The sequence below is a fragment of the Pontibacter sp. LHS2 genome (assembly GCF_058932845.1).
In genome coordinates, this window is sequence record NZ_JBZYWG010000002.1 from 580,251 (window position 1) to 593,974 (window position 13,724).

Sequence of the window (13,724 nt, forward strand, 5' to 3'; positions counted from 1 at the left end):
GGCTACACCAGGCCTACCAGGCTGAACCGGCCTGAGTCCACAGTGGCCTCCCCATAGGTAGGCCGCCCTTATCCTGTTTTTACCTTTATTTCTTAAGTCCATGTTTCTAAAAAAATGGCTTCCGGGCCCCCTCTTGCCTATTCTTTTCCTGCTGCTGGCGCTCCTGCTCCAGCTATTGCCGGGCTTCCTGCCCAGCGTCTGCCGGGCGCAGGCCCCGCTTGCCGAAGGCCTGACACCGGGACAGCAGGTGCCGCGGCACCTGCCACTGCTACTCGTCAACCACCCGGCCCCCACTGCCACGCTGGCCGATTTCCGGGGCAAGTGGCTGCTGCTTGACTTCTGGGCTACCTGGTGCAGCGCTTCCCGGGCACCGCTCCCCCTGCTCGATTCCCTGCAGGCGGCACACCCGGACCGGCTGCAAGTGCTGCTGGTCAGCTACACCGCCGCTCGCGACAGCAGGGCCAGCGTAGAAGGATTCTTCGACCAGTCCCGCAAACCGGGCGGCGCCCGCTACCGACTGCCCTCCGTGGTGGAGGACACCAGCCTCGTCCGGCTCTTCCCCCACCAGCCCATCCCGCATTTTGTGTGGGTGGACCCTGAAGGCACCGTGCGGGCCATTACCCGCGCGGAGCAGGTCACGGCCCATACCATCCGCAGGGCCATCCACGAAGGAATCGTGCCGCCCTCCCTGCGCCCGGACCTCGACCTGAATAGCCCCCTGCTGGCAAGCGCCTCGCTTCCTTCGCCTGCCCCCCACTACTACGCCACCTTGCTGCAGGGCACCGTCGATGACGGCCCTGCCCGGATGCAGGAGCGCCATAACGAGAGCGGTCAGCGGGGCCTGGTCTTCGCCAACATGTCGCTGCTGGAGCTGTATGCCTCGGCCAAACGCCAGCTCTACCCGGAACTGGGCAGCAAAGGGCTGATGCTGGAAATAAGCGACTCCGCCCGCCTCTTCCCTGAAAAGTCAGCGCTGTCCGCAGTTGAGTGGAAGTCCCGCCATGCCTACGCCTATGACCTGCTGCTGCCCCCGGGTAGTACGGAGTACCCCTACCGCGTGCTGCTGCAGGACCTCAACCGCCACGCGGGCTACGTGGCCGGCCTGGAGGAACGGGAAACAGAATGCCTGCGGCTGGTGAGCAGGGGCCGGAAAGATAGGCTCCAAAGCAAAGGCGGTGAGCCGGCCAACAGGCTCTTCAGCCGCCACACCCCGGCCCTGCAGAACATGCCGCTCCGCGTGCTAGTGGCCCGCCTCAACAGCAACAACACCCTGCCCCTGCTGGTGGTGGACGACACGGGCTACAGCGGGCCGGTGGACATTACCCTGAATGGTCCCCTATCCGACCTGCCCGCGCTGCGCAGGCAGCTGCGGGCCTATGGGTTGGACCTCCGGCCGGCGCGCCGCAAAGTGCCCCTGTTTGTGCTGCGCGAGGCGCCTTAGAACTCCATTGGTAGCGGAGGCAGGGGCGACCGGGCCTGTTTAGGCTGTTCGGGTGGCAGGTACCCGAGGTGATGGACTGGGATAGAATAGTTTAAGGTTTAGTCCAGGGGTGCCTCCCGGAGTGCGGCTGTTTGCCCCGCCGCCTCTGCCGGTCGCCTCCGCCTCCGCTTTTTAAATTTCCCGCCCTGCCGGTCCTATTCCGACAGGGCGATACAAACGTTTTTTAACCTCTTTAAGCAATAATCAAAATGAAAAGAACCGTACTTATGCTATGCCTGCTGCTCTGCTCCTTCACGGGCATGGCGCAACAGGTCCGCGGAAAGGTCACTTCCGCCAAAGACAAGACGCCCCTGCCCGGGGCCAGCGTGGCCGTCAAGGGCACCAGCACCGGTGTCACCACCGATGCCGAGGGTCACTTCACGCTTCCCCGCGTGCCGGAGGGCAGCGTGCTGGTGGTCAGCTTCCTGGGCTTCCAACCCACCGAGATCGAACTGGCAGCACCGCCCACTGAACCCCTGGCCATTGCCCTGAAGGAAAGCGAGAACAAGCTGCAGGAAGTGGTCGTGAGCACCGGCTACCAGCAGATCCCCCGCGAAAGGGCCACCGGCTCCTTTGCCCAGGTGAGCCATGAGCGCTTCAACGAGCAGGTGACGCCCGACGTCATCAGCCGCCTAGAGGCTGTGGCCAACGGCCTGACCGTGAACCGCGGCACGCTAGGGAGCGGCCATCTTATGATACGCGGCCTAAGCAGCATCCAGGGACCGAAGGCGCCGCTGATTGTCGTGGACAATTTCCCCTACGAGGGGGATCTCGACAATATCAATCCCAATGACGTCGAATCCGTGAGCGTCCTCAAAGACGCGGCAGCCGCTTCCATCTGGGGGGCGCGGGCCGGGAACGGCGTGATCGTTATCACCACCAAAAAGGGCCGCTTCGCACAGCCGCTTCGCGTGGAATTCAACGGCAACCTGACCATAGGGGACAAACCCGACCTCGACTACCTGCCCCTGATGGCCACCGCCGACTACCTGGATGTAGAGCAGTTGCTCTTTGACAGGGGCTATTACAACAGCAGCATCAACTCCGCAAGTAGGCCCGCCCTCTCCCCTGTGGTAGAACTCCTGCGCCGTCGCCAGGCGGGCACCATCACGGCAGACGAGGCCGAGACGGCGCTCCGGGGACTCCGGCAGCTGGACATTCGGGACGAGTTCAACCGCCATATGTACCAGCGCGCCATCAACCAGCAGTACAGTCTCTCCCTGCGCGGGGGTGCCGCCAGGCACGCCTGGCACCTCTCAGTGGGCCATGACCGCAACCTGGACCAGTTGGGGGCCGGCTACCGCCGCCTGAACCTGAACGCTGGCAATACCTTCCAAATCTCAGATCGGCTGGAGCTCAGCACCGGGCTGTACCTGACCCAGAGTGCGCGCGGCAGCGGTCGCCTGGGCTATGGGGACCAGCGCTTCAGCGGGGCCCGCATGTACCCTTACCAGCGCTTCGCCGATGACGCGGGCAACCCGCTGCCCATGCCGCGCGATCACAGCCAGGCCTGGAAAGCGACCGCAGGGGATGGAAAACTGCTCGACTGGAATTTCTACCCGTTGCGCTTCCACGAGCAGGACCGCAGCAGGACCGACCTGCTGGACCTGCTGGCCAGCACCGGCCTTGCCTACCGTCTCCCTTTCGGGCTGGAGGCTTCCCTGCGCTACCAGTACCAGCGCCAGCTTATGGACACCGAGCACCTGCAGGATGCTGAAAGCTATGCCGCCCGTCACCTGGTCAACCTTTACACCCAGCTGGACCCGGTGACGGGAGCGCCGGTTTACGCCATCCCGCCCGGCGGTATGCTGCACCAGCGCAGTAGCCTGCTGGAGGCCCACAACGGGCGGGCGCAACTGAAACTGGACCGTGCCTGGGGCGACCACGAAGTGGCCGCACTTGCCGGCGGGGAAATGCGGCAGGCACGCACGGCCGGCAGCGCCAATCGCTTTTACGGCTACAACCAGGAGAACCTGACCTTCGGGCAAGTGGATTATGTCAACCGCCACCCGACCTTTGTCACCGGCAGTTCGGCCCTCGTCGCCAACGGCCAGAGCCGCAGCGAGCACCTGCAGCGCTTTGTCTCTCTCTTCGGCAATGCCGCCTACACTTTCAAGCGCCGCTATACCCTCTCGGCCAGCGCCCGGCAGGATGCCTCCAACGCCTTCGGGGTCGAGGCCAACGACCGCTGGAACCCGCTCTGGTCGGCCGGTGCGGCCTGGAGCCTGTCGGAGGAGCCCTTTTACGGACTGTCCTTCCTGCCCACCCTCCGCCTGCGCGCCACCTATGGCTACAGCGGCAACATCGACCTCAGCCGTACCGCCGTCTCCACCATGCTTTACTCGGCGCCCTCCGCATACATTCAGTCCCCCACTGCCGTCTTTGATAATTACGCCAATCCCAATCTGCGCTGGGAGAAGAGCCGCATGCTGAACCTGGCCGTGGATTTTGGCTTCCTAAACGACCGCGTGACCGGTAGCCTGGACTTCTTCCGCAAGAAGGGAACCGATCTGCTGGGGAGGGCTCTGGTGGATTACACGGCCGGCATCGGCTCCACGGTGGTCAAAAACGCCGCCAGCATGAAAGGGCGAGGATTCGACCTTGAACTGAACAGCATCAACCTGCAGGCAGGGAAATTCCGCTGGATGTCTCACCTCAACCTGAGCCAGGCTAAGGACGAGGTAACCGAATACTACCTGAGCAGCCTCAACGGCAGTAGCTTTGTGACGTCTGTGCCAAACATCTCCGCGCTGGTAGGCCGGCCGGTGTATGCGATCTACTCGTATCGCTGGGCCGGGCTGGACCCGCAAACCGGTGACCCCATGGGCTTCGCTGACGGGGAGCCGAGCAAAGACTACCTGCTGCTGACAGGGCCGAGCACCCAGGTGACGGACCTCCGCTTTCACGGTTCGGCCCTGCCCACCGTGTTCGGGTCCCTGGGCAACACCTTTTCGTACGGGAACTTCTCGCTTACGGCGCGCATCAGTTACAAGCTGGGCTATTTCTTCCGCAGCGAGTCGATCAACTACAGTGCGCTCTACGCCAACGGCATCGGCCACCGCGACTACGCCCGGCGCTGGCAGCAGCCCGGTGACGAAAACCTCACCCAGGTCCCTTCCCAGCCCTACCCCGCTGTTTCGCGCCGCGACACATTCTACGCGGGATCAGAGGTGCTTGTCGAGCGCGGAGACCATGTGCGGCTTCAGTACGTGACGGCCAGCTATACGCTCACGAAAGATCGCTGGCGGCAGCTGCCCTTTGGCAGCATCCAGGCCTATGCCAGCGCCAGCAACCTGCGCCTGCTGTGGACCGCCAACAAGAGGGGAATAGATCCTGACTTTCAACCGGGGGGTAGTATGCCGCCGCCCCCTGCCAACTATACGCTTGGTCTCAAAGCGTCCTTTTAACCCTAAAACTATTAAACAGATGAAAAATAGACTAATTACCTTATGTTTCGCCCTGGTATCGATCTGCCTGTCAGCAGGTTGCCAGGACTTCCTGGACGAGAAACCCAACAGGCAGCAGGTGGTACCATCCACGCTGGCCGACCTGCAGGCCTTAATCGACCGCTCCAACATCATCAATGACAGCGACCCTGGCGCCGGTGAGGTGAGTGCCGACAACTACTACCTGACCGAGCAGGACTGGGCCGGGCTCAACGAGCCATTCCGCCGCATGCATGTCTGGGAGCGGGACCACCTGTTTCCCGACGGCTCTAACGACTGGCTGTACGCCTACCGCCCTGTCTACATCGCCAACACCGTGCTGGAGACACTCCCCCGCATCGAGCGGACGCCTGGCAACGCCACTGCTTATGATAACCTGAAAGGGCAGGCACTCTTCATCCGGGCCAAATCCATCCTCCAGGCAGCCATTATTTGGTCCCCCGCCTACGAAGAGGCGACAGCGGGCACGACCCTGGGCGTACCGCTCCGCCTCAGCACGGACTTTGAAACGAAGTCTACCCGCCCCTCTCTCCAGGAAACCTACCACCACCTACTCGCTGACCTGCGACAGGCCACCGGGCTGCTGCCGGCCATCTCTCCCCACCCGATCCGTGCTTCCCGCGCTGCTGCTTTTGGCCTGCTGGCACGGGCTCATCTTTCCATGAGACAGTATGACCTGGTGGAAGCCTACGCGGACTCTTCCCTGCAGCTGTTCAGCACATTACTGGATTTCAACGAGCTGAACCCAAACGCCGCCTTCCCCATCCCTGACTCCAACCGTGAAATTCTCTACCGCAGCATCATCAACATTCCCTCCCCCCTGGCTGCTAGCAGGGGCAAGATTGCGCCAGAACTCTACGAATCCTATGCGGCGGATGACCTGCGCAGGACGGTCTTCTTCCGATCCAACGGGCCCGGCACGTATGGCTTCAGGGGGAGTTTCGAGGGAAACAACAACCTGTTCTCGGGAATCGCCACTGGCGAGGTGCTCCTGATGCGGGCAGAGGCACGGGCCCGCCTGGGGAAAACGGAAGACGCCCTGGCGGATCTCAACCGCTTGCTCACCGCACGCTGGAAGTCGGGCACCTTTGAGCCACTGGTTGCCGAGAGTCCCGGCCAGGCGCTGGAGCTGGTACTCGATGAGCGACGCAAAGAACTGCTGATGCGGGGCCTGCGCTGGATGGACATCAAGCGCTTCAACGCGGAAGGGGCCGGTATCACGCTGCACCGATCACTCGGCTCCCAGGCTTTTCAGCTTCCCGCCCGGGACCCACGCTTTGCCCTGCCCATTCCTGAGGATGTGATCGAGCTGTCGGGCATGCCCCAGAATCCCCGCTAACCCAGCACCCGCCACAAAAAAACCCTGTACTGCGCTAGGTTAGCGCAGTACAGGGTTTTTTACCTATACTGACCGGAATTATGGTTTGCGGGAGCTGGCGTCTTCCAGGATTTTAGCCTGACTGCGCTCATCCAGCCAGTCTTCCAGCGTACCGCTGTCGATCGTTACCACGCAGGGCAGGTCCCCGCCACCGCAGGATGGCCCGCTTCCTGTCACCTCAGACCAACGGTTCAGGTTGTACACCTCGTTCATGTCCGTGCCATTGAACTGGTAATGCACGGCAGATCCCTTTTCAGTCACCTCTGCCGGCGTAGACACATTCGTAAAGGCCATGGCGGCCGCGGCCACCACCAGCGCCACTAAACTTAACATATATTTTTTCATCGTACAGGATGCTTTTATAAATCAAAAAGCAAGCGAAAAACTTTAGTTTGTTACATCATACAGTGCCTACTCTTTTCTCAGGTTTTTGGCCTCCCCTGCACTGCCCAGCGCCTGGCGGCGGGCAGCATCCGTTTCATGAAAATTGCTTCGTGCTCCTCCTTTCTGATGGTATGGCATAAAGGTAGGTGGGTCCTGGGTAGCCTTTTCTGTTCTAAAACAGGAAATCAGCCTAATTATCAACAACTTAAAATGAAGTATTCCGTAACGCCCCGGTTCATGTTCCCGCCCGTAGCTTGCTCAGCGTGTCCGGGAACATACCCAGAAAGGAGGCAATGGCTTTCACGGGTGCCACCTGGAAAAGCTGGGGCCGTTCCACCATCAGCTTCTCGTAACGGGCCTTTGCCGGCAGGCTGCTTCGCTCGTAATAGTGCCGGTAGATGCGTAGTAGGGAGGCCTCCACAATGTGCCGCTCCAACAGGCGGTACCCCGGAACCTGGGAGGAGAGTTGGTCCAGCGACCGGTAAGAGACGGCAAACAGCTCGCTGTCTGCCAGTAGCTCAATGCTGAAACTGGAGGGCACCTGTCGGCAGAAGCTGTCAAGGGCCACCATTACCTCCCCCTCCAGCCAGAACCACATGCTGACCTCCTCCTCCCGCACTTCGTCGTAGGTCAGCCCGCGTGCCGCGCCGCTGCAGATGTACCAGGCGTGCGTGGGTGTCCGCCCTGGCCGCAGCAGCAGGTGTCCTCGGGGCAGGCGCTGCTGGGAAATGACCGCTGTCAGGGCCTCACGGAAATCCTGTCCCAACGGGTAGTAGGAATCGAGGGTCTTAAAAAGTTCGCTTGTTTTCATGTGCTTGTTGGTAAATGGATAGTTGAGTTCCCTGATAAATTCAGGAAAACCAAGCATGCGTACAAACAGGCTGAAGAGGGAAAGAATGACACGCAAACCTAGAGAGCGCTTCAGAAGGCATCCTAGTACCTTGGAAGGACCTGTTTGCCGGGAAATACAATAGCGGGTACAGGAAAACCAGTGTGCCCATACGGAAAAATCCCAGGCGCAAGTATAGGATTTAACACAAGCCACACCTGTTATAACACAGCGTAAAGGGGTTGAAATAGCAGTTTCCACCTATAAACAGGGCTGTACTATGCCCATATTAACATATTTTAATATAGCGGAGTGTAACGGCGGCCCACCCTCCAAATCTTTTTTACAGTGCCTGGGGTATGTATCTCCAATCTGTTTGGAGGACTTTCTCCGGCTACTCTTTGGCCGCTCCCATATCACCCTAAAATGTTCACTGCTATGAAGAACACCTCTACACATCGCCCCTGGCTGACCTCTTTCCTACGCCGCTCCACTCTCTTGCCACCGGTCTGGTGGCGCGCACTACTGACCACGATGGCGTGTCACCTGCTGCTCACCCTGTGCTTTACACGATGGGAGGATACCTTCCCTCTCACGGCCCTGTTGCTGTCGCTTCTGACCGGCGGCCTGCTCACCTGGACTACCTCGGCACTGGCTTCCCAGGCATCGTCCACGGTCGCTACCACACCGCTCCCTGCACCAGGGTGCCGCTACCTACTGGTGCATTCCGCGGACAGGTGCCTGTCTGTTCCTGTAGAGCAGGTATGCTGTATTTATAGGGTGGGACGGCACACGCTGCTCCGCACTTTTGACAAGGCGGAGTACCTGCTGCCCCAATCCCTTCGTGAGGTGATGGAACAGCTTAATGGAGACCTATTTTTCCAAGTAAACCGGCGCCTGATCCTGCAACGCAAAGCCTGCATCAGTTATAAGTCCGCCTCTTACGGGAAACTGCTCCTGACCCTGCACCCCCCACTTTCCGAGCCGGTTACCGTCAGCCAGGGCAAAGCGCCGGCTTTTCGCAGGTGGATGGCTGGCTAATCCATCAGGTAACCGGCTTGGCACCTTGTTCCTTCCCCCTTCAAATTGGTGGAGGAAGGGACAATGCCCCGGTGCATTGCTAACTTACCCGGAGAGCAAGCACTGTAAGCCATGCAAGAGCACTTTCTTTCCTGCCGCCAGGCGAATACGATCGACCTGGTGGACTACCTCGGTAGCCTGGGGCACCGCCCTGCCAGGGTTCGCCCACCGGACTACTGGTACCGGTCCCCCCTGCGGGAGGAGCGCCGTCCCTCCTTTAAAGTGAACCGCCGGCTCAACCGCTGGTATGACCATGGTTTGGGATGTGGGGGCACCTTGGTGGATTTCGGGATTCTCTACCACGGCTGCAGTGTTAGGGAATTTCTGCAAAAACTACCGGATGCCACCGCTGCCAAACAGGCAACGGACCTGTATTTTCAACAGCAGGTACAGCAGGAAGCCACGGAAGGGAAAATCCAAATTCTGTCAACAGGTCCGCTACAGGCCCCTTTGCTTTGCCGCTACGTAATGAGCAGGGGGATTTCCCTGTCACTGGCCCGCCAGTACTGCCAGGAGGTGCACTTTCGCCTGCATGACCGGGAATACCAGGCCATCGGCTTCCCGAATGATGCGGGAGGCTATGAACTGCGCACACCTAGCTTTAAAGCCTCCAGCTCCCCCAAAACCATGACGACACGGGACCAAGCAGCCCGCGAGGTCATCGTCCTGGAGGGGTTTATGGACTTTCTTTCCTTCCGGCAGCACTACACGGATAAGCTTGCAGCCCCCGTTAGCTTCGTCATCCTGAACTCCCTCGCCTTCTTTGAACGGGCCCGTCCTTTCCTTGAGCAACACGAGACCATCCGTCTCTGGTTGGACCGGGATGCCGCTGGCAGCCGCTGCACCCAGCAAGCACTTTCCCACTCCTCCCGTTACCGGGATGAAAGCGGGCGTTTTGCTCCCTGCAAGGACCTAAACGAATGGCTTGTGCAACGCCGTGGAAAACGGAAAGGACTTTCTCCCTAGGCCGCCAACAGGCTGGATTGCCTGCCTTGCCGCAATCGGCAAGATGTCCGGTTGTATCACAACCGCGGTAAACGCCCAGGCTCCGGAGTCGTGGGCTATTGCTTTCTTAGGATTGACAAACTATAACACTCAACGGATGACAGAACAGGAAGACAAGCGCACCCGGTGGCTGCACCTGCGGCTTACCCCCGCTGAATACGAGCACCTCGACCGGCAGTTCCGGCAAACGACCTGCCGAAAGATGAGCCAGTACGCCCGGCGCCGGCTGCTCAACAAGCCAATCACCCTCCGCTACCGCAACCAGTCCCTCGACGAGTTCATGACAGAAATGATCCGGCTCCGGGCAGAGCTTAGCCGCCTGGGGGGTAACTTCAACCAGGCAGTGAAAAAACTGCACAGCCTCCACCAGCTTCCCGAGTTCCGGGGGTGGTTGCTCACCTGGGATGCAGACCGCGAAGAGCTTCTACGCCAGGTGACGGCCATCAAGCAGAAACTCAACAGCATTGCCGACCAATGGTTGCAGTGATCAAAACGGGCTCCTCCATCCGCCGCATCTTCCACTACAATGAGCAGAAAGTGGTGGAAGGAGTGGCACGCTGCCTGCTGGCGGCCAATTACCCCAAGGACACGGAACACCTGACCCGGGACCAGCGGCTGCGCCGCCTGCTGCACCAGGCGGCGCTTAACGAGCAGGTCAAACGCAACAGCGTGCACATCTCACTGAATTTCGCGCCTTCCGAACAACTCTCCGATGAGCGGCTGCGGGAGATTGCCAGCGCCTACATGGCAGGTATCGGCTTCGGGGAGCAGCCCTTCCTGGTTTACCAGCACCAGGATGCTGGGCACCCGCACCTCCACCTGGTCTCCGTGAAGGTCCGGTCCGACGGCAGCCGCATCGACATGCACAACGTTGGGCGCAGACAGTCGGAAAGCACGCGAAAAGAAATCGAAGCGCGTTTCGGGCTCGTCCGGGCCGAGTCGGGCAGACAGAAGCAGGCTTTACAGCAGGCGCCCGTTTCCCCCCGCATTGTACAGTATGGGCACATGGAAACCAGGAGGGCCATCCAGCAGGTCCTGGCTGCCGTGCTGCCCCGCTACCGCTTTACCTCGCTGCCCGAGCTGAACGCCGTGCTCGGCCTCTACCGGGTAGCGGCAGACCGTGGCGGCGAGGACTCCCGCACATACCGCAACCGGGGCCTGGTCTACAGGGTCCTGGACGAGAAGGGAAAAAAAATCGGGGTGCCCGTCAAAGCCAGCGACTTCGTAGGTAAGCCTACATTATCCCACCTGAAACAATGCTTTGAGCAGAACGCATCGGCCCGACTTGACCACAAAAACGCGGTACGCCAACGCGTGGAATTCGCATTGCGCCAGCCCAAAAAATCACTGGAACAGATGCGGCGGACACTGGAAAAGGAAGGCATTCACCTGGTGCTCCGCCGGAATGAAACAGGGCGGGTATACGGAATGACCTATGTAGACCACCGGACGTGCTGCGTTTTCAATGGCAGTGCCCTTGGAAAACGCTACAGCGCACAGGCTGTCCTGGCGCACGTGGAGGGGTTCACGGCAGGAAGGGATCCAGTGAATCGGCTTGACCGGCAACAGGCACGGGATAATACCCCACAGTCCTCGGATCCGGCCCTGCCTTCCACTCTGCAGCATGGCCCCGAACTGCTCAAGGCATTGCCTCCGGCTATCGGGGAAGACGGCCTACCGGCCATGCTGCTCCAGGCAGGACCAGCAGGGGAATACGTCCCCTACCAGCTGAAGCGAAAAGAAAAGAAGAAAAAGTCAAAACGCATTTCACACAGGTAAACAGTTTCATCATGGCGCTACAGACAGGCGAAAATGAACAGGCGCTGCGTAAAATCCTCGACATGACCCGACTGATCAGCATCAGCCTGCTACTGGGGCATGTCTACTATTTCTGCTATTCGGTTTTTGAGGAGTGGCAATGCACCCATCCGTTTACAGATCATCTGCTGCGCACAATCCGGGAGACCGGGCTGTTTGACACCTTTCACAGGTCCAAAGGCCTGGCCTTCGGCTTCCTGCTTGTGTCCCTGCTTGGTGCAAAGGGTAAGCAACATGAAAAAGTAAGCTATCGAGGCGGATTTGCCTTCTTGCTGAGCGGCCTGTTGCTCTACTTTGGCAGCTATTTCTTCCTACACCTGAACTTACCAATGCAGCAGGCAGCTATCGGGTATATGCTGCTTCTGGCAGTCGGCTACCTCTTCACGCTGTCGGGCGGTGTGCTGCTCACCCGCGTTCTACGCACACGTCTGGACGATACGGACATCTTCAACCGCGAGAATGAAACCTTCCCGCAGGAGGAGCGGCTGCTGGAAAACGAATACAGCATCAACCTGCCCGCCCGCTACAGGCTGAAAAACAGATTACGGAAAAGCTGGATCAACATCATTAACCCTTTCCGGGGACTGCTGGTGCTGGGCACACCCGGCGCCGGCAAAAGCTACTTTGTCATACGGCACGTGATCACCCAGCACATCCAGAAGGGCTTCGCCATGTTCGTCTATGACTTCAAGTTCGACGACCTCTCCCTGATTGCCTATAATGCCTGGCTCCGGTACGGAAAAAAGCACCGGGTACTCCCCGCCTTTTACGCAATCAACTTCGAAGACCTTTCCCGCAGTCACCGCTGCAACCCGCTGGCTCCGGGCACCATGACCGACATTACCGACGCGGCAGAGTCGGCCCGCACCGTACTACTCGGCCTGAACCGGGAGTGGATCCGGCGCCAGGGAGATTTCTTCGTCGAGTCCCCTATTAACTTTCTCACGGCAATCATCTGGTTCCTCCGCAGGTACCGGGACGGGGAGTTCTGCACCCTGCCGCACGTCATCGAGCTGATGCAGGCCGACTACGAGCGGCTCTTCACCGTACTCCGCACGGAGCCGGAAATCGAAGTGCTGATCAATCCGTTTGTCAATGCTTTTCAACACGATGTGATGGAGCAGCTGGAGGGTCAGATTGCCTCCGCCAAGGTGGCACTGGCCCGCCTCTCATCGCCCAAGCTCTATTATGTGCTGTCCGGCAACGACTTCACGCTGGACCTCAACAACCCGGAGGAGCCCAAGATCATCTGCATGGGTAATAACCCCCAGAAGATCCAGATCTACGGGGCCGTCCTATCCCTGTATGTCACGCGCCTGGTCAAGCTGGTCAATCAGAAAGGGAAACAGCCCTGCAGCCTCGTCTTTGATGAATTTCCCACCCTCTACTTGAGTAACATGGACAGCCTGATGGCCACGGCCCGCAGCAACAAAGTTGCTACCTGCTTGGGTTTGCAGGATTTCAGCCAGCTGCGGAAGGACTACGGGCGCGAACAGGCGGATGTGATCACCGGCATTGCCGGCAATGTCATCTGCGGCCAGGCCTCGGGGGAGACTGCCCGACTCCTCTCCGACCGTTTCGGCAGAATCCAGCAGGACCGCCAAAGCATTTCAGTCAACAGCGGGGACACCTCCGTCAGCCGCTCCCGGCAACTGGAGGCGGCTATTCCTGCCTCAAGGATTGCAAACCTGAGTTCCGGGGAGTTCGTGGGACTGGTAGCGGATGATCCGGACTGCAGGATTGAACTGAAGGCCTTTCACGCAGAGATACTGAACGACCACAAGGCTTTGCACCGCGAGCAGGCAGCCTACAAGCCGCTCCCAGCCGTACGCACCCTCTCGTCAGAGGCGGTACAGCGGAATTACGTGCAGATCCGGCAGGACATTCAGAACTTGCTCCACAATGAAATGGACCGCATACTGCAGGACCCGGCCCTGGCCCACCTGCTGGTAGGTAGAGTAGGCTGAGTGCGGTACCGGATAAACGCTTCCCCATGCTTCCTTTACACAGGCAACGCCCGCTGCTTTATAAATGTGGAAGACTGCTTTTCTTTAACAAGTTGACAATCTTTTCCAATCAACTCACCCTGTGAATTTTCACAACTGGGTTGGTAGCATATCCTGACCATTGACGGGTATAACACCACTCGCCAATAGGGAAAATGACAATCAGTTCAGTAAATTCACTACAACCTAATACTAAGAATCTGAAAATAAATCAATTACACACATCCTACATAAAACAACCCGGGTATCCCGGTTGAATTCCGGCGTAAGGACGGACAACTTCAGGCACAACATATTT

At 59.4% G+C, this 13,724-nt stretch carries 10 protein-coding genes; 8 read left to right on the top strand and 2 right to left on the bottom strand.

The window, feature by feature from the left end; all coding sequences use genetic code 11:
• Nucleotides 1-100 precede the first annotated feature (100 nt).
• From AC5FX6_RS11250 to AC5FX6_RS11260, 3 genes are all read left to right on the top strand, one after another.
• A complete protein-coding gene (locus AC5FX6_RS11250; protein ID WP_493597150.1) occupies nt 101-1,441 on the top strand; it encodes a TlpA family protein disulfide reductase in 1,341 nt (446 codons plus the stop codon).
• Between the two features lie 248 nt (nt 1,442-1,689).
• On the top strand, nt 1,690-4,887 hold the full coding sequence (locus AC5FX6_RS11255) for a SusC/RagA family TonB-linked outer membrane protein (RefSeq protein WP_493597151.1): 3,198 nt from the start codon (nt 1,690-1,692) through the stop codon (nt 4,885-4,887).
• A gap of 19 nt (nt 4,888-4,906) precedes the next feature.
• A complete protein-coding gene (locus tag AC5FX6_RS11260; RefSeq protein ID WP_493597152.1) occupies nt 4,907-6,265 on the top strand; it encodes a RagB/SusD family nutrient uptake outer membrane protein in 1,359 nt (452 codons plus the stop codon).
• Between the two features lie 78 nt (nt 6,266-6,343).
• Here the strand turns inward: AC5FX6_RS11260 and AC5FX6_RS11265 are convergent, their stop codons facing one another.
• Both AC5FX6_RS11265 and AC5FX6_RS11270 read right to left on the bottom strand, forming a co-directional pair.
• Nucleotides 6,344-6,649 carry a hypothetical protein gene (locus AC5FX6_RS11265; RefSeq protein WP_493597153.1) on the bottom strand — a complete coding sequence of 102 codons (306 nt, stop codon included), beginning with the start codon at nt 6,647-6,649 and terminating at the stop codon, nt 6,344-6,346.
• Nucleotides 6,650-6,923: 274 nt separating this feature from the next.
• Nucleotides 6,924-7,733 (bottom strand): Crp/Fnr family transcriptional regulator, encoded by an 810-nt coding sequence (locus AC5FX6_RS11270; RefSeq protein WP_493597154.1) that lies wholly within the window; start codon nt 7,731-7,733, stop codon nt 6,924-6,926.
• Nucleotides 7,734-7,955: 222 nt separating this feature from the next.
• Between AC5FX6_RS11270 and AC5FX6_RS11275 the strand changes: the two genes are divergently transcribed.
• The 5 genes from AC5FX6_RS11275 (at nt 7,956) to mobC (ending at nt 13,387) form a co-directional block, all read left to right on the top strand.
• Nucleotides 7,956-8,558: a LytR/AlgR family response regulator transcription factor gene (locus AC5FX6_RS11275; protein ID WP_493597155.1), complete on the top strand. Its 603-nt coding sequence runs from the start codon at nt 7,956-7,958 to the stop codon at nt 8,556-8,558.
• 111 nt (nt 8,559-8,669) lie between these two features.
• Entirely contained in the window at nt 8,670-9,563 is an 894-nt protein-coding gene (locus AC5FX6_RS11280) for a DUF8464 domain-containing protein (protein ID WP_493597156.1), read from the top strand.
• A 43-nt stretch (nt 9,564-9,606) separates the two neighbouring features.
• Entirely contained in the window at nt 9,607-10,089 is a 483-nt protein-coding gene (locus AC5FX6_RS11285; protein ID WP_493597157.1) for a plasmid mobilization protein, read from the top strand.
• Entirely contained in the window at nt 10,077-11,381 is a 1,305-nt protein-coding gene (locus AC5FX6_RS11290) for a relaxase/mobilization nuclease domain-containing protein (protein ID WP_493597158.1), read from the top strand. The genes AC5FX6_RS11285 and AC5FX6_RS11290 overlap by 13 nt, the downstream gene beginning before the upstream one ends.
• An 11-nt stretch (nt 11,382-11,392) precedes the next feature.
• A complete protein-coding gene (mobC, locus tag AC5FX6_RS11295; RefSeq protein ID WP_493597159.1) occupies nt 11,393-13,387 on the top strand; it encodes a conjugal transfer protein MobC in 1,995 nt (664 codons plus the stop codon).
• Nucleotides 13,388-13,724 lie beyond the last annotated feature (337 nt).

Excerpts from the sequence above, each read along its gene's own strand:
- AC5FX6_RS11250 (WP_493597150.1), top strand. The coding sequence starts at position 101 with ATGTTTCTAAAAAAATGGCTTCCGGGCCCCCTCTTGCCTATTCTTTTC.
- AC5FX6_RS11255 (WP_493597151.1), top strand. The coding sequence starts at position 1,690 with ATGAAAAGAACCGTACTTATGCTATGCCTGCTGCTCTGCTCCTTCACG.
- AC5FX6_RS11260 (WP_493597152.1), top strand. The coding sequence starts at position 4,907 with ATGAAAAATAGACTAATTACCTTATGTTTCGCCCTGGTATCGATCTGC.
- AC5FX6_RS11265 (WP_493597153.1), bottom strand. The coding sequence starts at position 6,649 with ATGAAAAAATATATGTTAAGTTTAGTGGCGCTGGTGGTGGCCGCGGCC.
- AC5FX6_RS11275 (WP_493597155.1), top strand. The coding sequence starts at position 7,956 with ATGAAGAACACCTCTACACATCGCCCCTGGCTGACCTCTTTCCTACGC.
- AC5FX6_RS11280 (WP_493597156.1), top strand. The coding sequence starts at position 8,670 with ATGCAAGAGCACTTTCTTTCCTGCCGCCAGGCGAATACGATCGACCTG.
- AC5FX6_RS11285 (WP_493597157.1), top strand. The coding sequence starts at position 9,607 with ATGTCCGGTTGTATCACAACCGCGGTAAACGCCCAGGCTCCGGAGTCG.
- AC5FX6_RS11290 (WP_493597158.1), top strand. The coding sequence starts at position 10,077 with ATGGTTGCAGTGATCAAAACGGGCTCCTCCATCCGCCGCATCTTCCAC.
- mobC (WP_493597159.1), top strand. The coding sequence starts at position 11,393 with ATGGCGCTACAGACAGGCGAAAATGAACAGGCGCTGCGTAAAATCCTC.